This window comes from Sphingobacterium sp. UBA3519 (assembly GCF_002377215.1).
Taxonomy (GTDB): Bacteria; Bacteroidota; Bacteroidia; order Sphingobacteriales; family Sphingobacteriaceae; genus Sphingobacterium; species Sphingobacterium multivorum.
In genome coordinates, this window is sequence record NZ_DFPI01000004.1 from 1 (window position 1) to 24,435 (window position 24,435).

Sequence of the window (24,435 nt, forward strand, 5' to 3'; positions counted from 1 at the left end):
AAATTTATTTAGGACACATATGTTTCAAATTATTAATTGACCATTTTTGTAATAGAACATTTTTCGCTAGGGCAAATTACATCTGTGGAATTTTTATTGAAATATGTGAAACAGGAGAATTTCCTAACTTTCCAACGAGATAATAACAACAAATTCGATTGGAATTATTTAGTTTTGGATATTGCAAGTTAGGGTGAGATTACAGTAAGGTCGTTGTTTTTCCAAATCCAGTGCCAGCAATTACTGTTTTCTTCTTTCTTCTTAAAGATTGTGGAAGTTTTTATTCAAAGCATTTGCAATCGGAATATCGGCAGGAGCGAGCTTCCAATTTAATAGATCACTAACTTTCACCCATTCAAGCTGATCATGATCTGTGGACTCTGTAGCTATATTTTTAGTCTCGCAGATGAAAGAAATCAATTCGATAGCACCGTCATCGTAGTGATAGACAGTTTCGAAAAAGCGCTGTTTGATTTCGACCTTCAAGTTGAGTTCTTCAATCAATTCCCGAAGTAAAGATTCTTCATAAGATTCGCTATCTTCAATCTTGCCTCCAGGAAATTCCCAATAGCCACCTAAAGATTTTTCTGGTTTCCGTCGACAAATCAGAACAAGATCATCTTTGAATATAATCCCACAAACCACTTTAATTATATTCATGATCAGTTAGTTAATAGTTTTAGTCTTTAATAATTGTAGTAATTCATCCAAACTCAATGTCTTATTTCGTCGTCTGTGAATCATGGAATGGCAGTTGGGACAAAGCACGATCATATCTATTAGAGGATTAACCTCGCGTTCACCTTCACCATTTGATAGGGGCTTAGTGTGGTGTACGTGGATAAATCCTGCACCCCATTCGCCATAAGCTTTCTCGAAATTAAAACCACAGCCCATGCAATTTAATCCATGTATTTCTATGGCTTTTTCACGAAGTTTAATGTCTCTTTCATATTTTGTAGAGTAAACCAATTTAAGTTTACCTTCTGAGCTGGTATAGGATTCAGAGATCTCTTGCTCACTATCATTCGTTGCGTTGAAATTGTTTAGATCTGACAGAGCGATTATGTTTTTAAATGTTTCTTCATCGACCGGTCTAACGCCATCGCGCCAATAATTTTGAAGTCTTGAAGCAGGAATCTTTTCAATAAATTGACTATTTTGTTTAGCAAGTACAGGATAGGAGAAAGGCTTAAAATTTATAATTTCAGCATAGTAATCATTTTTCTCAGAATCATTATCCCGCTTAACTTCTCCAATTTCCGCGATCCCAAAATAATGAGGATCACGAGACATTCGCTTTGAAGCGAATGAGGAATCCTTCATTCGACCTTTATAGTAAACGATAACAGTTCCTTTTTTTAGATATTTTAAATAGCGTTTTGGGAAGTGATATTCTCTTCCTGTGTTATCCTTCCATTCGGAAACGTTATTTTCAGTGATGACAACGTAATTCATTAAATATTAAATAAACTTAAATAGTAGTGGGAGGAGTATTGTCGTCGCTAGGCTTAACAGATTTTATAATATCTCTTAAAATATCATTTTGCTCGCGTAAAGCCGCGGTGTGATCTCGTTTGGCGATTAGGTATCTGTCAAGGAGATTTGAAAGAACCAGGTACAGTCCGTAAAGACAGATTGCAATAAATCCTCCGTATATGAGGTACATGAATAATCCGAATGAGAACATAGTTATAGTTTATTGGTTAAGGTATTTTTGCTTTCAAAATCTTTTAGCCATAGAGTATCCACTTTCTTAATTGCTTTCCTTATCGTGTGCTCAGGTACTTCCATCTTTAACTCATAAATGGCCTCACCGCGATTTCTTGGGTCTTTATCATTTGCAGATTTCCTAAAAGTATTAGTGTTCTTTACTAATCCCTTTAATAAACCACTCGTCCAATCGATAGAAGTTTCCAAATTTAGAACTGGCGGCAGTTTAGGAATTATGTCGGAATTGACAAATCGAGTACCCTTTGGGAGATTTTTTATAATGATAATAACGTATGCATTTATAAAACTGGAGATTACATTGGGTTTTTCATTTGTTGAATTATGTTGTATATATTGTTGCGTTTTAATGTTAACTGTATTTAGCTCAAATGGATTAAAATTGTCATCAATAAAATCTTCAATAACTCTGTTAAATATTTTAGATATATAGTAAGCAGCTTCTAACGACACTTTTTTCTTTAAGGAAGAGTATTTGATATCATATTGTTTAAGCAAGTTGTCGATATCGGTCGCAGAAAGACCTAAATGCTCTCTTGCAGTTTCAACATTTTTTAAGAAAATAAAAGGTATATCCATATTGTTTAAATAGAGTGACTTCCATTTTTTAATATTGTTTTGAAAAATGGAAATGATTGTTTATATTTGCTTTATAATAAATGCGACAACAAGTGTGGGAGCAGTCCTACACTAACGATGTCTCTCGTTTGAGAAAACCGGCAAAATTTTACCTGCGAGAAGACTGCGAGTTCGCCATTCTATTGGATTATTTTTATCTTTACCGATATTTAATAGCCAATAGGGCGAGCTTTGCATCAGTCTTTTTGGAGGTGAAGCAGAAAAATCTCTTGTAGATTATACTGCCAAAGGGTTTCCTGCCGGTTTCCCTCAACCATATAAGCAGCAAGGTTCGCCATATTGGTTTCTATCAATCTGAGCTTCCTTAAACTTTTCGAGTGCCATCGTTTTTATAACCAAAAATGATTATGATAAAACGATTCAAAGACCGCCAAGAACCCTGCGCTCACCTCAAGGAGGTTAGCATTCGGTTTCGCTACTCAATTTTAATAAGTAAGATTATTCGAGGACCTGAATAATCAGTTAAAAAATATAAAACCAAAATAGGGTATAGCGGCATCCGCTTAATAGCTTGTGCCGAAAAGGTGTAAACTAGAGAGGCCCTTAGACTAGGTTTTCCCGATCTGTATTCATAACACTACACCCTTAATTTTGTGTAATTAATAAAATTGCTCTTTCGAGCCTTAAGACACCTTAAATGTAGCACTTTTATTTTTAAACAACAAAATTAAATACTATAATTTTGTATTGTTATTCTATACTAAATAGGTCGGGTTTTTATTTCTTTCCGAGAGGAAGCGCCATAACGACCCCTAATGATGACTTGTAACCAATTTGAGGGCACTTTGCGGATCTGTTAATTTTTTCTTGTTGTACAAGCAGTTTTTAGAAAATGCTGCAAATGACAACCCTTTTTTAATGCAATTTTTTGCAAATGGGGTAGCTATGCTCGTTTTGCTAGGACGGGTTGGCTCAAGTCATCTTTATTGAACCTATAAAATGAACCAAAAATATTCAAATGTGCTAGCGTTAGAGCTGGCACTCTATGAAATCCATGATACGGGATATGATCCCGCTCAAAAGATTACCGACTTCTGGGAAAAGTATGACCTCATAAGTATTCAGAATACAATCAATCTATTATTAAAAAATCACACGGATACGAACTACATGAACGAAATCTATGTGGTCAGCCATAAACAAGTTTTTTCAGCGGATTTGTTTCGTTTACTGGTCGCCTATTTTATGGCACATACCAATCCCGTTGCAATCGATAACATCGATATTTCCGATGCGGAGACCACCCAGATCAGTAGGCAAGAACTCTCGATCACGAAAAGGATTCATGATCTTTTTGAACGCATAGCAGACTAACCTTAACAATAAGCACATGACAAACAGATCAAATCGTATGTCTGCCTTATTGGATAAGGTAGCCTATCTGGCAGCTATAAAAGTTGCCATAAAAAATAATTTAAAAAAAGTGCAAAATGCATGGGATAAAAAGTACCCCTTCAATTGTATAGTATATAGCTTGAGGCAAATAATGTCGGCATGTACCCCTGTGCCGATGCCAATGAGCGTAAAGGGAATGTTTAGCATAAGGACAATTCTAATCCTGTTCCTTATGATGTTCAGTTTTCATATGTTTAGTTTATCAGCTCAGACGCCCCGCAAGGACAGCGGGGCGGAAGGGTTGGCTAAAATTATCCCGCTCAAGATAGGAGATACCATACCTGAGGAGCTGTGGAATATGCCGCTCGAATTTATTAATACTACAGCGCAAAATGCAACTGGTACATTAGCAGACTATAAAAATCAGAAATTATTAATCCTAGACTTTTGGAATACTTGGTGCAAAAGCTGTATCAAACTGTTTCCAAAGGTTGATTCTTTGAATGCTGAATTCAATGGTAGACTATCGATCGTACCAGTAAGTAACGATCCTTCCAAAAAGGTAATTCCCTGGATGCAGGATAAAGAGATCGTCCTAAGATCTACGAATGTGCTCGGAGACAATGATACGACTGGAATTGGCGCATATTTCCCTAGAAAGATTTTACCTCATGTCGTTATTATAGCTGATAATAAGGTAAAAGCAATCACTTTTCCGGAATATATCAATAGGAAAAATTTAAATGATATGCTAAATGGTCGCGATGTGCTGATAAAAATGAAATATGACGACCTCAATTTTAACCCAAGGTATCCATTATTTGTCAATGATCTTAATGGCCCTGAGAATAATTTTAAAAGTAGATCCATCTTTTCTGGATTATTAGATGGGATACCTTCCATGTACTTATTGTCGCACGATAGTTTGAGAAACCGGACTATCCTAAAGATGGTAAATAATGTTTTTATGAATAGTTGGGTGGCTGTTTATCCGGAAGCAGCGATGTATGCCAATAACCAGATTATATATCCTTCTGATCAACAAAAATTGATGGACTCGGTGCTTACCTATGAATTGATTTTTCCTGCCGATGCAGAAGATAGGCTTCGTGCCAAGGTAAAATCTGACCTAGAGTCTTATTTCGGCTGGACTGCAGATACCGTCACTCGCGATATACCGACACTTGTATTTGGTGAAACAACAGATGCTCGAAAAAATGCGACCCAAGATCTGGAATTTAATCACCCTGTGGTACTGGACAAGCAACGTATGTCACTTCGGGGATTGATCTATTCCATCAATATGGATCGCGAAAGAGGTATCTATGCGATGCCTGCAAAGACAAATGTTCTTTTTGATGAAAAAAAAGAATGGCAGTTTAAATCGCTCAAAGAAATGAACCGCTGGCTTAAAAGGTATGGTATCACTGCAACCATCGAAATGAATAGGGTGAAACAACTAATTATCAGAAAACTATGAAAATTTTAAAACCGAATATAAACCTGATTTTACTTTTTACCTTTTTGACCTTACCGCTTGCATTTGTGCAGGGGCAGCAAAACGTCTATATTTTTAAAGGGAAGGTGATCGACAGCCTTACAAAAAAGGGAATAGCTGCTGTATCCATTCGCGATATCGCTACCGGTCGGAATGCTACGACTGATCAAAAAGGGGAATTTCAGATCCAATACCAATCTGCTCCTAAAAAAGCTGTTGTGTTTAGTATACTGGGGTATGAAACAAAAGCCATCAACGACAATGGTGTTGGAAAGTACCTCACTGTTGAATTAGCACCAAAGGAACTTAGGCTTGAAGAAGCGACTGTTTCTACAGGCTACCAGATCAAACCGCGTGAACGGGTGACGGGCTCATTTGAACTTGTGGGGCGAAGTCAGATCGATCGAAGGATCCATCAGAACGTACTGGAACAGCTGAACGGTCGTGTGGCATCGATACGTTTCGATGTACCCAATGTCTCTTCAAACGTGACGCCGAAAATGAATATACGTGGGCGTAATACGATCTTTTCCAACGATCAGCCCTTGTATATATTGGATAATATGGCTTATGATGGCGATATTACCCTGATCAATTCGAATGATATTGAGAGCATTACAGTGTTAAAAGATGCTGCGGCCTCTTCGATATGGGGGGCTAGGGCTGGGAATGGTGTTGTGGTCATTCGAACCAAATCAGGGAAAGCAAATGATCGTCCTACAGTCAGTTTCAATAGCTCTTTAGCCTATACACCAAAGCCAGACCTTTATCGGTTAAAACGCATATCAAGCTCAGATTTTATTGATTTTGAAACGATGCTGTTCAACAAAGGATACTACGATAGTCAATTGACTCGGCCATATCCAGTCGCACAGACGCCTGTTGTCGAAACACTGGTTCTCCTGCGTAATGGCTTAGTTGATGCCCAGACTGCTTCCTCGCGGATAGATAGGTTAAGGAAAATAGACGTGCGTGATGATGTCGAAAGGTATCTTTATACCAATAAATTGGTTCAGCAATATGGTATAAATATTAGGGGTGGCAATAATGCACTTCGCTATTTCCTTTCTGCCAATTATGACCATAATAAGGAGGATAAGGTGAAGAATTCCAACAATCGCTTTTCCATTCGTTCTAATACGAGCTACCAATTGGGTAAAAAGTTGGAATTGACGAGTAATATTGTGTTTAGCCAGAAGACCCTAACCAATTTATATCCATCGACATTAAATGACTTAACAAGTTTCTCGCTGGGATCGGGTAAATTTTTATATCCCTATGCCGAGTTGGCCGCTGAGGATGGTTCTTATTTACCATTACCGAATGGCCTGCGCGATACGTTTAAGGAAAGTGCGATGAAGAAAGGGCTCTTGGATTGGACGTTCACACCTTTGGATGAGATTTATCACAATACAAGCAATGCTACTAACAAGTCTACGGAGTATTTATTTAATCCTTCGCTGCTGTACCGTCCCATCGAGGGAGTGTCTCTTGTTGCCAACTACCAGTATCAAAAACGGGTCGGCAATCAGCAAACGCTAAGGGATCGAAATTCATACGATGTACGCAATTTGATCAACCGCTTTGCGCAGGTCGGTGCGTCTGGAACGGTTTCATTTCCAGTTCCTATAGGTGATATTTTGCAGACCGAGGCAGACGAGCAAAGGAGCCAGCAGGGGCGCATACAGGCTAACTTTGAGCGTAGTTTTGCTACAAACCATCATCTAGACGCCATGCTGGGTATGGAAGTGCGGGAGAATAAGATTGTCGGCCATAGTAATATCGCCTATGGCTATGCGGAGCGAGGTCTAGTAAGTGTACCTGTGGATTATGTGACGCGTTATAAATATTACGATGCAAGCGGGAGTGGCAATATTCCTTATGGTGTCAGTATGACCTCCACGACGACTCGATTCTTCTCGTATTTTGGCAATCTAGCCTATACTTATAAAGGGAGGTATAGCCTTTCTGGTAGTGCTCGTGTCGATCAATCCAACTTATTTGGTGTTAAGACGAATAATCGAAAGGTACCGTTATGGTCAGTGGGTGGTTTATGGCATATTCATCAGGAGGACTGGTTCAAAACGGATTGGGTAAATAAATTGAGCCTAAGGTCTACGTTCGGCTATAGTGGGAATGTTGGTGATGCGGTTGGAATTACAACCATTACGCTTTCGAATGCTTATCTAACCAATGCCCCAAGGGCCGATGTGCAGAATCCGCCCAATGAATCACTTCGTTGGGAAAAAAATAGACTACTCAATTTGGGACTGGACTTTGGATTTTTTAAAAATCGACTTTCGGGATCGCTCGAGTATTATGCAAAACGGAATACCGATCTTTTGAGCAATAGCGATATCGACCCCACCACAGGGCTGGGAAACCTGTCGGGCAAAAGTGTCTTTCTTGGTAATGTTGCCACTACTACCGGTAATGGCGTGGATTTGACCTTAAATACGGTCAATATCCGTCAACCGAAATTTGGTTGGGAAAGTACAATTGTCTTTAGTGTCAACCACTCCAAAGTGAAAGAATATTATAGCCAATCTACAACCGCGCAGAGTTACATCAACTCCAATAACGCCGTAACGCCATTGATCGGGTATCCGGTATATACGGTGTTCGGTTATCAATGGGCAGGGTTAGATCCTGAAAATGGAATGCCAAGGGGGTATCTTGACGGAGAAATTTCTAACGAGTATAGCAAAATAATGAATGCACCTGTCGGGACATTAGCCTATCATGGACCAGCAAAAGCGACGGTATTTGGTGCATTGACGAATACATTGCGGTACGGTGATTTGTCACTGACTTTTAATCTTGACTATCGGTTTGGAAGTTATTTCAAACGCTCTAGTATATCTTATGGTATGATGGCAACAAGTTGGGCGGGGCATGCTGACTATGCCGATCGGTGGCAGCAACCTGGTGATGAAAAACGGACGGATGTACCTGCATTGGTATATCCATTCAATGGAAATGCAACTTCTTTTTATATCGGTAGCTCAGCTTTGGTGGAGAAAGCAGATTATATCGCATTGCATGATGTTTATCTAGACTACACCGTACGACCTGAACTCCTGAAAAGGTATGGCATAAAGTCGCTAGTGTTGAAAGGCTATGTTTCTAACCTGGGATACCTATGGCTAGCCAATTCGAGAGGCTTGGATCCCTTTTATGAGAATGCAATCAGACCTCAAAAAAGCTTTACGTTGGGACTAAATCTAACTTTTTAACTTAATTAAAGAACGATGAAAAAATATCCTATTAACTTCAAGATCCTATTGATTTTTTTGCTTTTAGCATTAACGAGCTGTAGCAAAGGTTTCTTTGAAGAAATCAATAATAACGGGCTTGTTGTTCCTGAAACAATCGAAGATATGCAGGCATTAATGGATAATACCGTGGTGATGAACGGTGCAACGGTAAGCGGCGGTGCGCCGCTGCCCGTTCTCGGAGAATCTTCGACCGATGATTTTTATTTTCCCGATGACCGGGTGAACAGATTTCAACAGGTATTAAGAGACTTATATCTTTGGGCACCTGAATATATGGACGATGAACAGACAGTACTGAACTGGATGTTGCCCTATAAGACAGTCATGTATAGCAATATTGTATTGGATAACCTTAAGAAAATTGGGGCGCAACATACAGTTGCGGCCGATAATGTCGAGGGAAGCGCTCTTTTCTTTCGTGCCTACATCTATTTTCATCTTGCACAGATCTATGCTGTTCCTTATGGACCGAATGCAGCATCCGATTTGGGGCTGCCCATGCGCTTGACGAGTGATATCAGCTTACCTTTTATACGACCTAGCTTAGCGGAAACGTACAAAATAATCATTGAGGATGCGGAAAAAGCATCGGAACTATTGCCTAATATCCCGCTATACAAAACGAGGCCATCAAAGGCGGCTGCATATGCTTTATTGGCTAAGATACATCTGGTGATGGGAGCGTACGAAAAGGCAGGGGAGAATGCACGCAGATCAATAGCATTGAATAATAAAATATTGGACTTTAATGCTGTCGATAAGAAATTGGAGTATCCGATGCCGGTGCTAAATGATGAAGTTATTTTTCACATCAACATGATCAACAGCGTTGTCAACTGGGAGGGGATCGTTAGTGAAAATCTTTATGGATTATATCAGAATAACGATCTCCGAAAGCAATTATACTTTTCGCCAAAGGGAGCTTTTATTGGAAGCTATAGTGCTGGGAACGGGCTATTCGGTGGTTTGACTACCGCGGAAAATCTATTGATCGATGCAGAATGTAGTGCGAGAGAAGGTGACTATGTACAGGCACGGCAGAGTTTGGAAAGATTGCGGATGAATCGGTTTGTAAAAGGTCAATATAAAACACTGGACATAGCTGACAATCAGCTGCTGTCAGAAATTATAAGTGAAAGGAGGCGGGAACTCGTGCTAAGGGGCGTCACCTGGTCTGATCTAAGAAGGTTAAATCAAGATCCTAACTATGCTAGAACGATGTATCGTGATTTTGGCGGTAAGAGGTATGAACTTAAACCTAATAGTTCCTGCTACACATTTCTGATCCCGACAGAAACACAGTATCCTACGGGCACTCCCCAGAATAAACGATAAAAATAAAGCTCCTAGATACGACTATCTAGGAGCTCAATCTTGAAAATTCTACAGCTGAAATTAATTGGAGTAACGTCTTATATCGTGTGGTGTAGCTGTAGATTTCGGAACCCAATCTCCGTTTGTATCTTGTTCGAGGTCGGACTCTGCGTAGCCTGAACTACATATCGGACCTGAAAGATTTGGACAATTATAGGGGTTACTCCCTTCCTCATGTTTATTTTGATCTGGATCAGCAATCGGCATCGGTTGGCCGGAGCTATCAAATTGAAAATAAACATATTCTACAAGTTTCTTGGCAGTAGGGGCTTCTTTTTTGTTCATTGCTTTAACGACGAAAAAAGCTCCTACAAATAATGCGAATAATGTGGCGACAAGTAGTCGCGTGTTTTTTAATGTAATCATATTTTTTATGCACTTATGTGCTTTAAATAAGTAATTTGTGTTGTTGTTTCTTTTTGTTTGCTGCGGAACCGCCTGCCAATAACAGTTGGATTTCCTGGGTAGTCTTGCTGCTTACCGGCATCGCGGGAATAGGGCAAATTTTCTTTTGTGTTGTTTCATAACCTTGTTTTTTATTGGGGCTTTTCGGATCAAGCTTCACCTGTACATATTACTTTCCTCGATTAAGCTGAATGGCATTGCTTTGCTTTATCCGAGCTGCTATTACAAAGTTCTAGAGCAGCATCTTGTCAATATTGGGATTTTAAAGACTAAGTTTTGCACTAACAGTGACGAAAGATTTTGACGGGATACCCAAAAAATTGGGCTATTAGCAATCATGATCCCGCAAGAGCCGACGGAGCAGCTCGCTGCTGATTCCCATAAACAGGGCCAATTCATGATGCTTCACATAGCTTCTAAGATCGGGATATTTGTCAAAGACAAAGTCGTATTTATCCTGATTGTTCAACGATAACAACTTATGCCGATAGTCCAGATAGGTCTCCTGCTTGTCCCTGAGATTGGCATACAGATAAAAGACTTTCGGGTTATGCGCATTGATTTCTTCCAGTTGCCGGAGCGAGGTACGGTATGTACGACAATCACTCAACGCGATAAACTGATAGCGGTGTTTATGATTGGGGATCATCAACGATTCGCCAGCTAGGGCATAGCGCACGGGACAGGTCTTCTCATATTTCCCAAAGATTCCATCAACGATCAGATAGAGCTCACCCCAATCGTTGATTAGTCGTTCTCCTGGGCTAAAACGCTCTTCTTCAAATACGGTTGATAGTTCGGGGATCTCGGCTTGCCATTGTGGGTGGATATCCCTAAAAAAGGAATCGAGCAGGTCTTCTTTACTTTTGTTCATAATTAAGTGGTTGGCTGTTTTTGATTTTTTTAAATAAGCCGACAATTTATTAAACTATGCTGTTGATGTCAATTTTTGGGAAATAAAGGCAATTGATAGGGATAAATATATCTATTGAAGGGATGAACAATGGATTTTTGCATCCGAGCCTTGGTTAAAATCCCATCCGTCCCCTTATAATGACTTTATTTCCCAATTATTTTTTGATTAAAAGGTAATTTTCATATTTGTCTTGCTGGCCAGTAATGGGATTAAATAACGCCTGCAAAAGGCAACGAGAATGACCTGACTCGGATGGTTACAGGTTTAAAAGCAAAAACAATATGGAAATCGAAATTGAAGCAATGGAACCTGTTGTCTTCGAAGGAAGCTCTATCCTGGAGTTCTTTTCCGAAGACCCACCATTGATTGATCTGGGTGACGACAAATGTTGGCCCGAATCATTTTAAGCAGTAAAAACGGATCTATTCCGTGCTAGAGAGGAACACATCCTCTCTAGGCTTAAAATTAATTGAATGATTTCGATAAGATTTAAACGATGGAAGCACAACAAATTAATGATTTACATCGGCTCATGTGGCTGGCCAATGTCAGACAGTTTTTTGCCGATAAACCGGCAGCACAGCTATGGAGCAATTATACCACCTGGTTAAAAAATCGGGAAGGTTTTCAGCAGCTTTACAGGCAGTTTTCCCTGAATGAATTGACTGATCTGGATTTTAGGGATATTGAACGGCTTTCACATGGGGCCGTACTCATTACCTTTCATTACGGACCCTATAGATTACTGCCCAAAATATTGCTGCGGTTAGGTTATAAGCTTACATTGCTTGCATCCGCAGAAATCCTGAAAAGGGAAGCGGATTACTATGGCGAGGAACTGCAGGGAGCCGGAATTCATGCCGACCACTTCGGATCTATAGATGCAAATAATGCCAGTGCATTGAAACGGATACTTTCAGCTGTAAGTAATGGAAGATTGGTCATTGTATTTCTGGACGCGAATGAAGGCCAGCGACATGATTATGATCAAAGAGGACGATTGGCTGTACCATTTTCAGATCATTTCTTTTATTGGCGAACCAATATATTGAAGCTTGCCGCACGTTTTAAAATCCCGCTATACTGTACCTACATGGTACAACAAAATACAGGCCTTCAATGGTCAGTGCATCCTTTCGTGCCAGTGATGTTAAACGGTAGCCATGCAAGGGAAGAACGTTTGATGCAAGCTTTTTCCATTTTGCAGCAGACTTTTCAGCAGATGATGAAACAGGGCTGGATCTACTGGGAAAACTGGGCTTTTATCCATCTCTATAACGGTCATTTGGCTGTCGGTAATAAAGGAATTAAAGCACAGGGAAGCTGGATGGTACCCTTGCTGTATCAGCAAAAGAAATATTTGTTTGATATTAACAACAGACAGTTTTTTAGAGTTACGGATTGATTTTCTATAAGTTAATTGTTATTTTGGCGAAACCTTAAACTGAACAATTATGATCTCTAAATTGAATTTAAACACGTGCTATCATAGTCCGTTTCGCCGTATGTCTTTAGCTTTAATAGTCATGCTTATCGGTTTTGTCCTCGTAAATGCGGCTAAGCTCTATCGCTTTACGCCGCTCACATTTACCTTGTTAACAGTTCCTTATGAGCTTTATTTCTGTATACTTTACTTGGGTTACAGGATTGTAATACCGCATAGGAAATATTATTGGTTTGGCCTTGTCCTCATCTTGGCCTGCCTAGTTTCATCCTATCCCGTCGTTAAATACTACTTTTATGATCTTGTCCCGCATTTTATTGAAGGATTCTCTGCTCCTTGGCTGCCGGAACACAAACCTGTATTAATAGCAAAAATTATCACAGCGATTCTTTTCTTTATAGTGATTTATGCAGCTGATTATTTTGGATGGGAAAAATTTTACATTAACTTACAGTTCAAAGCAGTACAAAAAGAACTCAAAGACCGAACCAACGTGCAATTGCTGTCGGGCCATTTTTTACGTAAACTGCATAACATCTTAAATGAGCAGTCCATAACTGTTCGCAGCAGCAGCCTCGATTTTTTTCAGTATGTCAGCGATAAGATCGCTAATCCCAAAGTGCTTGTTCCTGTAGGTGAAGAGTGGGCCTATTCAAAACGCCTGATTTCCTATAGCAAAGACCGAAGCTTTATCGTGGAAGGGGAAGAATTCTTAAACAGAAAAGTGATGAATCGGTCAATCCCGACTTTAACTATCATGACCTGGATAGAAAATGCCATCGCCTACAGTCCTGATGATCCAGCGGAATATATCCGATTGAAGTGGCTAAAGACTGACGGGGGGCTGCAACTGCAGATCTGCAACCGAATAGCTTCGGATAATCTAGAGAAAGGAACAGGGAAGGGGCTTGAATTGGTGAATAAATTGTTTGAAACCATGAAAAGCCAGCTGATTACTTTAGAATATACCATTCAAAACCAAAAGTACTTTATGGTTACACTTACTTTTAATAACCAATAACATGGCAAAATACGATGTAATGATTATCGATGATGAACCTTACGATATCCGGATCGCTGAAAAGGGATTTCGGGAGATTCATCAGGTAGGGGAAATCAGAAGCTTTACAAAAGCAATAGAAGGATTTAATGCAGTGATTGAAAGTCCACCTGATGTACTGCTGCTCGATGTGGAGATGCCGCAGATGTCTGGCATTGATCTCTATCATACATTACCTGCCGACAAAAGACCGCCGGTGATTCTCTATACAAAAACCGAGCAGTATGCTTATCAGGGCATTAAGCTTTCCGTGGCCGACTATCTGATTAAGCCTGTCAGTTTTCCCGATCTGTATATGGCTTTTAAACATGCACTGGAGCAAAAAGATATCCATATCAAAGTTGATATCAATATAGAACCCACTGGAAAATGGTTTAGCTTCAAGGATATGGACCGACTGGTCAAATTTAATGATATCGTCGCCGTATCTTCCCAGAAAAATTATGCGGTATTCCATTTACGAAATCCGGCGCAAGACTTCAGCTATCGTCTCACCATGGATGAGGCAGAAGCCATGCTGCCCAAAAGTATATTTGTGCGTGTCCATCGCGGATTTATTGTGAATATCGATTTCGTAACGGGCATGGCCGATCGTAAGCTTACCTTGCCGGATCGGACGGATCTTGTTATAAACGTTAGCGATGCAGGGTGGAAACGGCTGAATGAATAATGTAGACAAACTACTTTTATAAACCCCAATTATACATTATGCGTAAAAATCAGTATCTCAAGGGCTTTTCCATAAGTCCCGGGCATTCCTTTGCCCAAAAATTGATCTTGCTGGAACTGTTGGCTGTAAAGCGTCAGTTGGCAACTTATCTCGAGCTACGGGAGCAGCTGGAAGCGGAAAATGTGCTGCTGCGTGATGCCGAATATGTCAAATCACATGTCGGCATCTCTACCGAAACACTTTATCGGCTGCAGCGCGATGGCTATATCTGCATCGCGAAGCGCGAGCGCAACAAGCGCTATTATCGCGATACGGATGTGGAGCGGTTGCGCAGGAGCTACCGAGGCCTATAGCCTGCTCGATCAATCGATTTTTACCTGTATACGATTACTTTCTTCGGACGTCTCCCTTAACGGGGAGACGTTTTTTAGTCACATCCCGATCTTCTTCGGTCTTTCTCTTGATCAGCTTCTACCTTTCCTGCTGTTTTCATCGGGATGGCATCGGGATTTCATCGGGATAATCCGATCAGTACCCGATGAAATACCGATGAAAATACGATCGAAGGCAGGTATTTGGCCGTAATCAATAGCCAGTTGTAGGTAATCGAATGATTGATTTTATTTGACCGCAGTAACCTCTAGTTCAACCAGAAGTGTTTCAAAAAGATGTTTTACTTCCATCACAGTGGAGGCTTGCTGTAGCTGCTTCTTTTGAGCCCATGCTTGAAATAGATCAAAATTTTGGAATAATTCGGCAGTCGAAGGCAAATGATAAGATATGCTCCCTGCAATTTTCATCTTCGTAGGAGAGTTTGACCAATCCGGATTGTATCCAATACAGATCTTTTACCAGATCATTCGGTTGAATAATAAAAGCGGCTTTTTTGTAGGTTTTGTATTTAAAGTATTGTTGAATCGCTATGTGTTGCTCTAGCGGAATATGCTTAAAAATATCATTTTCAAGGCTGATGTTATGATCCATAATCAATGAAGTTTAACCGAGTTTTTTTATCGATCCAGCTAATGGAATGCTATAAAATCCCAAGATAATTGCTGCTGTATTTGCTATCATTTAGCAGTCAAATGTAGGCAATTTTGTGGTCAAAAAAAACTTAAGGTGAAATCAAATCAGGTCTGTAATCGGTCAGTTTTTCGATGCCTTTCGGTCAGCTGTCGGTCTAATGTGTTTTGTGTATTTGTTGTTGATTTAAAGTGTTTTATGTTTGTTATGTCAATCAGAAATACCGGTATAAAAAAAGATTGATTTTAACACATGGGAACTATTGTAAACGGAGCAAATGGTGGCTTTAAGGGTAAAGCCGGCTCTATAATTGGAAGCAGCTGGAAGAGCATCAACTACATCAAAGGGCTTTATAAAAAAAGAACGAAGCCCGCATCAGAAGCACAGCTTATGCAGCAGGAAAAGTTCAGGACGCTGATGCGTTTTCTGCTGCCGATCAATGTCTTTCTGAAAATCGGATTCGGCGGTAAAAACACCGAGAAAGTGTCCCCGATGAATGCCGCATTTCAATTCAATCAAAAAATGGCGATTACGGGTGTCTACCCGGATTTCGCGCTTGACTATGCGAAGATCAGTATTTCGGATGGCGGCCTGTACGGGGGCGGTACGGTCGCAGTCTCCTATGACTCGGGTGAACTGATCTTTACCTGGTCAACAGGTGCAAGTGAAACATTCGAAACCTTTGGGGATGACTTGGTTTATGTGCTGGCTTATCATCCCGAAAAAGATGAGTTTATTTCAACGCCGGCACCGAGCACACGATCGACGGGGATGGTGACCTTTCTGGTGCCCGATCACCTAGCTACAGGTTCAGTGCATACCTGGCTGTTTTTGTCCAATCGGTCAAAAACCCGGGTTTCGAAAAGTGTGTATCTAGGCGAGATACAGCTTATTTAGTGAACTGTGGGCTGAGCCGATCGGGCTCAGTCCCTTTTTAACCGCTTAATTATGGCAAAAAAGACAATCAGTCCCGGACAGCAACGAGTACGTGCGGCCTTCAAAGCGGGGGTGGCGTTTTTGGCGCCCTTAAATGGATTGGTCAAAAACGGATTTTCCGAGATGGCCAAAAGAAAGAACAGTCTCGCAGGGGGATTGGCCCTTGGGTATTTGCTTAAGGTGGCCATCAGACAGGAGGAGGACGGACCAGTAGTCGATCCTGCATTGGTACGCCTCAGTGAAGGTTCTCTGCCCGGTCTATATGGCATAAGCATAAATCGTTATACCGATTCTATTGAACTGACGCATGAGGTACGGTATTCGAGATTTCTTGAATCGGATGACCGCCTTATACTCTGTGCCTATCAGGTGGAGAAAGGCTATGCGTACGTCAATGAGCAGGTTTGGCAACGGCGGGAAGGACGCGTAATTGTGCCAATTCCCGAAGGATTCCGCAAGGATGGATTCCATCTTTATCTACTGCTGTCAGACCGGAAGGGTACAAAGTATGCACGGTCAAAATATCTTGGTTATTCAACAAAATGAAAACAAAACATGTCCTGCTGCTCCAACGGAAATATGGGGCACAGGGAACCAATGGAACCATCACCTATCAGGGTGAAGAAATCTGCCATACAATCGAGCTACCCGAAAGAAATAATATTCCGCGGATTAGCTGTATCCCCATCGGGCAATATAAACTTGAAAAGCGGCGTTATGCCAAACATGGGGAACAAATTGGCATCCCGATAGTGCTGGGCCGGGAGGCGATCCTAATCCATGCGGCCAACAATGCGCTCCTGGAATTGCAGGGCTGCATTGCTCCGGTTACCACCTTAACGGGTGAAGGTCGAGGGGATTACAGCGGCAAGGCTTTAGCAAAACTTAAAGCGCTAGTGTATAGCCTGTGGGATATGGGGGATGAAGTGTATTTGAATATTCGATAAATGCAGGTATGGAATAGATCATTGCATTCTTTGGTGTCATTCCACCAAAGCTTGACAGTCAGAACGCTATATTTTCTATTCCTTTACCTGCAGATTTATCGAGGCTGGTATTAGGAGAGATTGGTGGTAGTAATAGCAGGCTTTCAATTCTTTGTCCTCCTATATTGCTCGAATAAAGAAGGGAATGTTTTTAAAAACGAATAGGTATGAAAAAAATCTTAAAAAAAATAGGAAAGGTGCTGCAGGTGGTTCTTGCGGCTCCTGTAAAATGGCCCGGAAAGGCGGGGAACATCTTGAAATATATCGCTGTGGGTCTGGGGATATTGGAAACAGTTATGGAAGAGGAGAAGCCGCCGCCTGAAAGTTCTACTGATGATGCCATTGGGCGCAAATTAAGCGACGAAGCTCCCCCTGCCACGCAGCCAGCTGTAAATAATTCCGAGCTGCCGATGTCGCCCAAAGAAAGGAGTGATGCTGATGAAAATCAATGATATCCGCATCTCTGCCCTTGGCGGAACGATCTGTTCCATCTGGGCCAGTATCTCCCTGGGCGATTTGCTGCAAACGGTGTTGACAGCTGCGCTGGGTACCCTCGTCAGTTTTCTGACAAGCCACATGATCGGTAAATGGAAAAATAGGGACCGAAAGTGATACGTGATGGCATGAACGATAAATGCGCACTGCAGGAGTGCGCTTTTATCAGTAGTATTGCTTGTGGATGAAACCAGGATAGTACGATTATCCTTCAGACATGGCTAAAGTGAGGCTCGCCGTAAATTCTAGCCCCGTCGTTGTCACGGCCTTTATGGTCACCTTATAGTTGCCAGCTTTCAAACTGTCGCTCTTTTTCACGGAAACGACGCCTGTTTGGGCATTTACACTAAACAGCTTTTCGCTATCTGTAAATGCGAGTCCATCTTTTTGTATTGAAACCAGTTCAAAAGCAGATTTATATTTTTCGGGATACAGTGTTGGCGCTGCAGAGACATAACCATTTGAGAGTCCGATATGGATTAGACTAAAGTCTATGGTCAAGTTTAGATCGGGATAATATTGCCCAAACAAAAATTTAATTTGTGGAATCAGAATGACCCTGAAAGTCGTGGCGGCGACAGGAAAGCCATCTTTTATAAGCTCGGGAGTCAACTCGAACGACTTTTCAGCTTTTTTTTCCGGATCTCCCGCATCTTTTGATAATTTGATATGCGTACCTATTATTGAAGCAATGTTTTCTTGTCCATCCTTTTTAACCAACTGAAAGCTCGCGCCAGCAGTTGGCAGGCCCAGCGGATCGATTTCAAAATCAGTAGATTGGTCGCTATACAGTACATATGAATAAGGCAACTCGTTGCCATTTTTTAAACCTTTGATAGCAATAGATCCAGCCGTTATCTTGAGCGAAAAACTTTCTTTCCCTACAACTTTGTCCTGAGATTCTTTGGCTATGACAGTGACTTTATAATCATCGGGAATCCGTGCGCTGCTCGATTGAGCTCCGTTTGGATAGAGTAGGGAGCTGTTAATCAGTATGCTTTGTTTCTCTTTATCAAATTTGATGGCCTGGTTCAATTTATCACTGAGTTTAATCCCGTTGCCCAAATTGATGTCTGCAATCTGGGAAAAGTCAAAGCTGAACGTAAGTCCTGCGTTTGTAGATAGGTCTTTCGGCAGATTAATTTCCTGTGTTTCGCCGTAGCGAAGGTTGACCTGCGATGGTAACGAAAGCGAGATCTCAGTGGGCGTTGGCGCTGTTTCCTTTTTACAGGATGATGCAGCTCCGAGCATCAGAATCAGTGCCGCCGCAACGGCGATTTTTGTGTTGATGTATTTCATGTGGTGTAAATTTTTGACGAAGGTAGTGATTGCAAATTATTAATGCAACTATATTGCATTTGTAATTTTCTTTTTTAATTTTGCAGCTCAAACAGGAATAGGCTACACGATGTTGAGGTATCAGAAAGAAGTTTTTTTAGCATCTCTAATGCTATTATCTATCGCACAAACAGTGCGATCACAGCGTAAACCAGCAGTGGATACATTGCGAAGCTATACGCTTCCGACCGCGGAGACCACTGGCTTTGTACCGGGCCATGGGCAAAAGACGAGGCTTGATCGAAAGCAGCTGGATCGTATACAGGCACAAACGCTTGGTGAAACATTGAGCCATATCCCTGGGATACAAAATGCTTCTTTTGGCCCCAATTCTGGTATGCCCATGATACGGAGTCTAAGTGGTAGCAGGGTAAGTGTGCTATCCAATGGACTTTCGATCAATGATTTGTCGGGAATCAGTCCAAACATAAACCCCAGTTTCGATATGGACAATCTACGCGAAATAGAATTGTACAAGGGTGCTGCGACTGTATTATTCGGCGGAAAGGCCATTGGTGGAGCGGTCAATGTGAAAGACAACACCATTCCGATGAATCGTCTGCCCAAGAAGATTACAGGTCAGGCCAGTGCGGAGTTAGGAAAGAATAATGGCAATAGCCAATCGCTGGCTTTCAATGCAAACATTGGAAAGTACTGGGTGGCACATATTGGCGCAATGAGGCTCAGGCACGGAAATCTCAAGATCCCGGGCAATACAAAAGCAGCCATTGCTTATGATCCAAAGATCGATCATTTGACCGCTGCAATGGCACAGGTAAATGTCGATCGGGAGACCATTCGAAATCTGACGCTATATCCCTATTTGAGCCAGTTCGTGATCGAGCATATGGGCGATCCAAAGTGGGACTTATCGGAGGCCGATCTGTATACCTTTGAAAATTATTCATTTATCAATGGATCAAAGGTCCTAAACCCTCAAAATGACAAATATGTCGCTGGGCAGGATCCCAACACGCCACTTTACACTGAAGTCGTTCATGGGATTACAGATTACGCACCGGTCAAGCCTGGCGTGATGCCCAATAGCCATGCCGAGAGAAATGCTGTCAATGCAGGTGCCAGCTATATCAGAGACAACTTTCAACTAGGTCTGGGGCTTTACGCGCTTGAAAGCTATTATGGTATTCCCGGTTTTGCGCAGCGCAATAAGCCTGTCCATAGTCACACGACAGTTTGGACCCCGATATATGAACCGATCAATACGCGCAGCTATTCATATGCCTGGCAGGTAGAATCTGCTTTTAAGCCAAAAACACAGTTGATCTCGGCGGTTAAATTTAATTACCGCGGTGAGGTTTCGGAAGACCGGGAGCTCCTGAGTAGGTACCGTGTCAATAAGTTCGATAGTGAGCGTCATGCGCTTCGATCGGAGATAACGCAGCAGTTTAACCCTTTTTGGTCTGGGACGAGTGGGGTTGATTTTTCATTTGTGGCCTTAAGGGGCGAGGGCGATCGGCGTTATATCCCCAATAATCTGAGTCGGGAAGGAGGTATCTTTACCTTGCAGACAATAGAACTTAATCCAGTTGCCTTTCATGTAGGCTATCGGCACGACTGGGTTGCGCGGCGTACATTGAGCGATCCCACTTATCAGCGCAGCAGGGGGATGGCCGGAGGTAATCTTTCAGCCCGAGATTTTAGCTTAAACCATTTTTCGGGAGATATCAAGTATTCAATTTTTGATATGGCCTATGTACAAGCTACATTTTCACACGCAGAACGCGCACCGGGGGTCAATGAACTTTATGCCGGAAATGATCATTTTGCAATCCTGGTAGAAGAAAATGGAGATGATCGACTGAACAAGGAAAGCTCAAATTCGTATGAGCTATCCGCAGGGGTAAAATATGGTGGATTGAAATGGTCGGCGACGCATTACCGTAGTTTTTTTAAAGATTACCTTTATTTGGCCCATACAGGCATTTCTCGTTCTGGAGGTTTTTTGGTCAAGGAATGGCGTGCTTCAGATACCGAAATTCAGGGCTGGGAGCTAGAGGGAGGCTATACCTATGCATGGGCCGCAGATTGTCATGTAGCGTTAAATGTTTTCGCTGATCTCGTCAAAAATATAAATACTTCGGATGACAACATGCGCAAATGGGCAGAGGGTGACTTTATGCCCAACCTACCAACCAGTAGGTATGGAATGTCGGTTGCACTTCAATTTAAAAAGTTTTTTGGGAACGCCAATTTCGATCAGTACCTGAAACAACGTTATTTGGGTAAAAACATCAATATTGAGCCGCCGATGCCAGCTTATTCTTTGTTATCAGGACAATTAGGTTATAAGGTAAATCTAAAAAAGTATGAATTCGTCTATTATATTTCGGGAAATAACCTATTGAATGTAGAAGCACGTCCGCAAAATTCCATACTCAAATATCTTGCCCCCCTTCCGGGACGGAATATTTCTGTTGGATTGAAGCTATTGCTCTGAAGAATTTGGTTTAATCGTCAAGCGTATGACATCTCTTCCCTCGGGAGTACGATCTGTCAGCTTGTTCAAGTATATCCAGAGCGTAATTTCGATATGGATAAATATTGGAAAGAGTACTCGAAATATACATTATTTTCAAGGATTAGTGGTCATAAGAGAACCTCTTGTTTACTTTTTAATCGTACACAAGAGGTTAATCTTTTTATTTTAAAGTATTTTATCTAATTGCTTTTTTAGTTCCGGGTCTGATGGCCTTTTTGCGTTTCCAGATACGATTGTTCCATTAGGGGCTATTAAAATAAATCTAGGGATTGCACTGATGTTATAATCTTTTATAAAATCTGAATTAAAGTCTTTATCAGCGATAAGTTGTGTTCCCCCTAAGTTGTTGGATTTTACATAAGTTGACCATTTTTCATAATCTTTCATTCTGTCAACAGAAATACTTACGAAGGATATTTTTTTATTGTGATATAACTTTTCTATCTTCTGCAAATAAGGAATCTCAGCTTTACAAGGGGCACACCAGGTTGCCCAGATATCTATGTATACATATTTGCCCCGTAAATCTTTAAGGGATACGCTTTTATTGTTTACATCTTTAAAATTGAACTCCGGAGATGGTTTATTATCAGCTGTTTTTCTAAAATTAGCGTATACCTTTGATACTTCATCTTTATAATAGGGGCTTACAACCACCTTCATAAAATTAGAGTAGGCCTGTTCTCTCGCTTCAATATTTTTTACCATTTTTAAAATAGAACAGGTATAGTCAAAATTAAGATATTCCCTCATAAATGGGTTGGTAATTTCTCTATTGATGACATTCAGTTGGACGATGTATTCGCCGTCATACCCTAAGGGGGATTCTTCGTTATATTTAGTTTGCTTTAATTTGATGATTCTACTTTCTAACCATTCCCTGTAGCTGGCAGACCTTTTAAACATGTCCTCATCATTGACATTTTCTTCAGTTTCAGCGATGAAATTTTGCAATAGCAATTTGTCACTTTCGCTCATTTTCTTTGGATATGCTTTTTGATAGGCCGAATCCAGCTGCTTTTTATCTGCTTTTGCTCCAATAAGTCTATAGTATTCTTCCAAAGAAACAGAATCTTCTCCATATCCTCTGCGGTAAGTGTCTGCGACCTCCTTGATGAAATAATTTACATCTTTTGTTTTTAAAGCTTTGGCAACTGTATCCGTTTCATTAGTAAAAGTATCGTTGATATCTTTTTGTAGCGATCTTGCCTTACTGATAAAATCACTTGTTGACAATGCATATATACTGTATAGATAGCTACCTTTTATAATTGGAAAGTAGTTATTTGAAATCTTATATTTTTCTGGGACCAAATCGTCAACAAGGACTGGCTTAGATGACTGAGCAAAAGCGGAAATGCTCAAGAATAAAAATAGGAATAGTGTTATATTTTTCATGTGATAAAAATCTTGTTTAATTTTTTTATGTTCATTTAATTGACTTGCATGTTGGGATTGAATTTTCTCACCCGAGTTGGTATCTGAAAAGTGTAACGATTACTTTGTGGCGTTAATGTCTCCTGAAGTTCAGAATTTTCCCTGTTAATACGTTTGACGTCTTTCATCAGGCCATCTCTATCCAGTCTTTTCATATCCATCCAGCGTGTGGCTCCAAAAGCTAATTCCCGTCTCCTTTCTGCCAATACCAATTTTAAAGCATCATCTTTATTCAGTGAAGTAGCGGGCTGATAAGCAGAAGCCTTTATTCTAACTTTCCGGATTATATTTAGATATTCCATAGCAGCAGCGGTACGGTTAGAACGAGCCGCCAGTTCAGCAAGGGTCAAATAAACTTCCGGAAAAGTTATTCCAAAATTTGCTTCCCCATATGCTCCCCCTCGATTGATTCCTTTGTTGTTACTGATCGTCAAAATGCTGTATCTTAGATCATTTTCATCAAAATATGTTTTTAACTCATCAGAATACAACATAAATACCGGGACATTTCTATCTTCACTTCCACGCTGCCATAAAATTTCAGGATCAAGATCGGCAATAGGTAGGTCATCACTTGACTTAATTGTATTATAATCCGTTAGTTTATGGGCTACGGCCATAGTTTCCAGGGCATATTTTTCGGCATTAGTATAGTCGGCAATATATAGATAGACTCTTGAAAGAAATCCTTTTGCGGCACCTTTTGTTGCTCTGTAGCGATTTACATTATTTAATGGCAAACAGTCAATTGCACGCAGGGTGTTATTGACAATACTGTCTATATTATCCTGGATTAATGCTCTTGGGGGGACTTTATCAGTTACATTTGTCGTTGTTACCCATGGTAGTCCTAGGTCCGTATTTTTAGTATTTATATTATAGCTCTTTGCATACACTGTTAGGAGTGTAAAATAGGCATCTGCACGAGCTAATAAAGCCTCTCCCAGCACTTCTTTTTTCTTTTGATCATTGCTGCCGGTAGCAGACATTACATTGTTGATGATAACGTTTGCATCGTAGATGATCCTGTACAATTGCCCCCAGATAACCGGGCTCACCTGGTCATTAATATCTTTTTCCTCCCGCCAGAAATATAGGTTGGCGTTGACACTTTTATCTTTGGCGCTATAAGTGCCATAATAATCATCTGTACAATAAAGTAGGGCAGAAGGAAAAGACTGGGTCATTGTGAAGGAATTTAACATGCTTTCAAAGTCAGTCAATTTTTCCGGCAGGACTACACCTTTGGGCTTTACTTCCAGAAAGTCTCCACAGGATAGAATACCTAGTAGTGTTAATAAAATCAAAAATTTCAATAGTATTTTTTTCATCATTTTATAATGTATTATTCCATCAGGAAGATGGGTTTG

At 40.8% G+C, this 24,435-nt stretch carries 24 protein-coding genes; 15 read left to right on the forward strand and 9 right to left on the reverse strand.

The genetic code is table 11. From position 1 onward, the window contains the following. Window positions 1-261: 261 nt before the first annotated feature. The 3 genes from B3297_RS01690 to B3297_RS01700 form a co-directional block, all read right to left on the reverse strand. Window positions 262-660: a (deoxy)nucleoside triphosphate pyrophosphohydrolase gene (locus B3297_RS01690; protein WP_286778308.1), complete on the reverse strand. Its 399-nt coding sequence runs from the start codon at window positions 658-660 to the stop codon at window positions 262-264. Between the two features lie 6 nt (window positions 661-666). Beyond that, entirely contained in the window at window positions 667-1,458 is a 792-nt protein-coding gene (locus tag B3297_RS01695; protein WP_286778309.1) for an HNH endonuclease, read from the reverse strand. A gap of 234 nt (window positions 1,459-1,692) precedes the next feature. Continuing rightward, entirely contained in the window at window positions 1,693-2,310 is a 618-nt protein-coding gene (locus B3297_RS01700; RefSeq protein ID WP_286778310.1) for a hypothetical protein, read from the reverse strand. Window positions 2,311-3,309: 999 nt separating this feature from the next. Here B3297_RS01700 and B3297_RS01705 point away from each other — a divergent pair. From B3297_RS01705 to B3297_RS01720, 4 genes are read left to right on the forward strand one after another with little or no spacing between them, the layout of a single operon-like run. Continuing rightward, window positions 3,310-3,684: a hypothetical protein gene (locus tag B3297_RS01705; RefSeq protein WP_286778311.1), complete on the forward strand. Its 375-nt coding sequence runs from the start codon at window positions 3,310-3,312 to the stop codon at window positions 3,682-3,684. A gap of 16 nt (window positions 3,685-3,700) precedes the next feature. Continuing rightward, entirely contained in the window at window positions 3,701-5,185 is a 1,485-nt protein-coding gene (locus B3297_RS01710; RefSeq protein WP_286778312.1) for a TlpA family protein disulfide reductase, read from the forward strand. Further along, complete coding sequence (locus B3297_RS01715) at window positions 5,182-8,439, forward strand: SusC/RagA family TonB-linked outer membrane protein (protein ID WP_286778313.1); 3,258 nt, start codon at window positions 5,182-5,184, stop codon at window positions 8,437-8,439. The genes B3297_RS01710 and B3297_RS01715 overlap by 4 nt, the downstream gene beginning before the upstream one ends. Window positions 8,440-8,454: 15 nt before the next feature. Beyond that, entirely contained in the window at window positions 8,455-9,816 is a 1,362-nt protein-coding gene (locus B3297_RS01720) for a RagB/SusD family nutrient uptake outer membrane protein (RefSeq protein ID WP_286778314.1), read from the forward strand. 60 nt (window positions 9,817-9,876) lie between these two features. On the opposite strand, the gene B3297_RS01725 is transcribed toward B3297_RS01720, so the two are convergent. Together B3297_RS01725 and B3297_RS01730 are read right to left on the reverse strand one after the other, a co-directional pair. Beyond that, the gene (locus B3297_RS01725) at window positions 9,877-10,221 is read right to left on the reverse strand and encodes a hypothetical protein (protein ID WP_075992341.1); all 345 of its coding nucleotides are present in this window, start codon (window positions 10,219-10,221) and stop codon (window positions 9,877-9,879) included. Between the two features lie 367 nt (window positions 10,222-10,588). Then, the gene (locus tag B3297_RS01730) at window positions 10,589-11,134 is read right to left on the reverse strand and encodes a hypothetical protein (protein ID WP_286778315.1); all 546 of its coding nucleotides are present in this window, start codon (window positions 11,132-11,134) and stop codon (window positions 10,589-10,591) included. Window positions 11,135-11,457: 323 nt separating this feature from the next. Here B3297_RS01730 and B3297_RS01735 point away from each other — a divergent pair, with 323 nt between their 5' ends. The 5 genes from B3297_RS01735 to B3297_RS01755 all read left to right on the forward strand — a co-directional run bounded on the left by B3297_RS01735 (window position 11,458) and on the right by B3297_RS01755 (window position 14,703). Next, window positions 11,458-11,583: a hypothetical protein gene (locus B3297_RS01735; protein WP_286778316.1), complete on the forward strand. Its 126-nt coding sequence runs from the start codon at window positions 11,458-11,460 to the stop codon at window positions 11,581-11,583. A gap of 89 nt (window positions 11,584-11,672) precedes the next feature. Continuing rightward, window positions 11,673-12,581 (forward strand): hypothetical protein, encoded by a 909-nt coding sequence (locus B3297_RS01740; protein ID WP_286778317.1) that lies wholly within the window; start codon window positions 11,673-11,675, stop codon window positions 12,579-12,581. Between the two features lie 49 nt (window positions 12,582-12,630). Beyond that, entirely contained in the window at window positions 12,631-13,641 is a 1,011-nt protein-coding gene (locus tag B3297_RS01745) for a hypothetical protein (RefSeq protein ID WP_286778318.1), read from the forward strand. 1 nt (window position 13,642) lies between these two features. Continuing rightward, on the forward strand, window positions 13,643-14,350 hold the full coding sequence (locus B3297_RS01750; protein ID WP_286778319.1) for a LytR/AlgR family response regulator transcription factor: 708 nt from the start codon (window positions 13,643-13,645) through the stop codon (window positions 14,348-14,350). A 38-nt stretch (window positions 14,351-14,388) separates the two neighbouring features. Further along, window positions 14,389-14,703 (forward strand): MerR family transcriptional regulator, encoded by a 315-nt coding sequence (locus tag B3297_RS01755; protein WP_286778320.1) that lies wholly within the window; start codon window positions 14,389-14,391, stop codon window positions 14,701-14,703. Window positions 14,704-14,970: 267 nt separating this feature from the next. On the opposite strand, the gene B3297_RS01760 is transcribed toward B3297_RS01755, so the two are convergent. After that, complete coding sequence (locus B3297_RS01760; protein WP_159332911.1) at window positions 14,971-15,150, reverse strand: hypothetical protein; 180 nt, start codon at window positions 15,148-15,150, stop codon at window positions 14,971-14,973. 475 nt (window positions 15,151-15,625) lie between these two features. Here B3297_RS01760 and B3297_RS01765 point away from each other — a divergent pair, with 475 nt between their 5' ends. From B3297_RS01765 to B3297_RS01785, 5 genes are all read left to right on the forward strand, one after another. Continuing rightward, on the forward strand, window positions 15,626-16,270 hold the full coding sequence (locus B3297_RS01765; RefSeq protein WP_286778321.1) for a DUF6266 family protein: 645 nt from the start codon (window positions 15,626-15,628) through the stop codon (window positions 16,268-16,270). 51 nt (window positions 16,271-16,321) lie between these two features. Continuing rightward, window positions 16,322-16,855, forward strand: coding sequence for a DUF6266 family protein (locus B3297_RS01770; RefSeq protein WP_286778322.1), 534 nt, complete (start codon window positions 16,322-16,324; stop codon window positions 16,853-16,855). Next, window positions 16,852-17,256: a DUF5675 family protein gene (locus B3297_RS01775; RefSeq protein ID WP_286778323.1), complete on the forward strand. Its 405-nt coding sequence runs from the start codon at window positions 16,852-16,854 to the stop codon at window positions 17,254-17,256. Before B3297_RS01770 ends, B3297_RS01775 begins: the two co-directional genes overlap by 4 nt. 206 nt (window positions 17,257-17,462) lie before the next feature. Beyond that, window positions 17,463-17,747 (forward strand): hypothetical protein, encoded by a 285-nt coding sequence (locus B3297_RS01780; RefSeq protein WP_115048371.1) that lies wholly within the window; start codon window positions 17,463-17,465, stop codon window positions 17,745-17,747. Beyond that, the gene (locus B3297_RS01785) at window positions 17,734-17,907 is read left to right on the forward strand and encodes a hypothetical protein (protein ID WP_159332912.1); all 174 of its coding nucleotides are present in this window, start codon (window positions 17,734-17,736) and stop codon (window positions 17,905-17,907) included. The genes B3297_RS01780 and B3297_RS01785 overlap by 14 nt, the downstream gene beginning before the upstream one ends. Before the next feature lie 87 nt (window positions 17,908-17,994). Here the strand turns inward: B3297_RS01785 and B3297_RS01790 are convergent, their stop codons facing one another. Beyond that, window positions 17,995-19,089: a hypothetical protein gene (locus B3297_RS01790; protein WP_286778324.1), complete on the reverse strand. Its 1,095-nt coding sequence runs from the start codon at window positions 19,087-19,089 to the stop codon at window positions 17,995-17,997. Window positions 19,090-19,237: 148 nt separating this feature from the next. On the opposite strand from B3297_RS01790, the gene B3297_RS01795 reads away from it, so the two are divergent. Next, window positions 19,238-21,586 (forward strand): TonB-dependent receptor, encoded by a 2,349-nt coding sequence (locus B3297_RS01795; protein WP_286778325.1) that lies wholly within the window; start codon window positions 19,238-19,240, stop codon window positions 21,584-21,586. Window positions 21,587-21,793: 207 nt separating this feature from the next. On the opposite strand, the gene B3297_RS01800 is transcribed toward B3297_RS01795, so the two are convergent. Continuing rightward, a complete protein-coding gene (locus tag B3297_RS01800; protein ID WP_286778326.1) occupies window positions 21,794-23,026 on the reverse strand; it encodes a TlpA family protein disulfide reductase in 1,233 nt (410 codons plus the stop codon). Window positions 23,027-23,061: 35 nt separating this feature from the next. After that, entirely contained in the window at window positions 23,062-24,399 is a 1,338-nt protein-coding gene (locus tag B3297_RS01805) for a RagB/SusD family nutrient uptake outer membrane protein (RefSeq protein WP_204991196.1), read from the reverse strand. Between the last annotated feature and the right edge of the window lie 36 nt (window positions 24,400-24,435).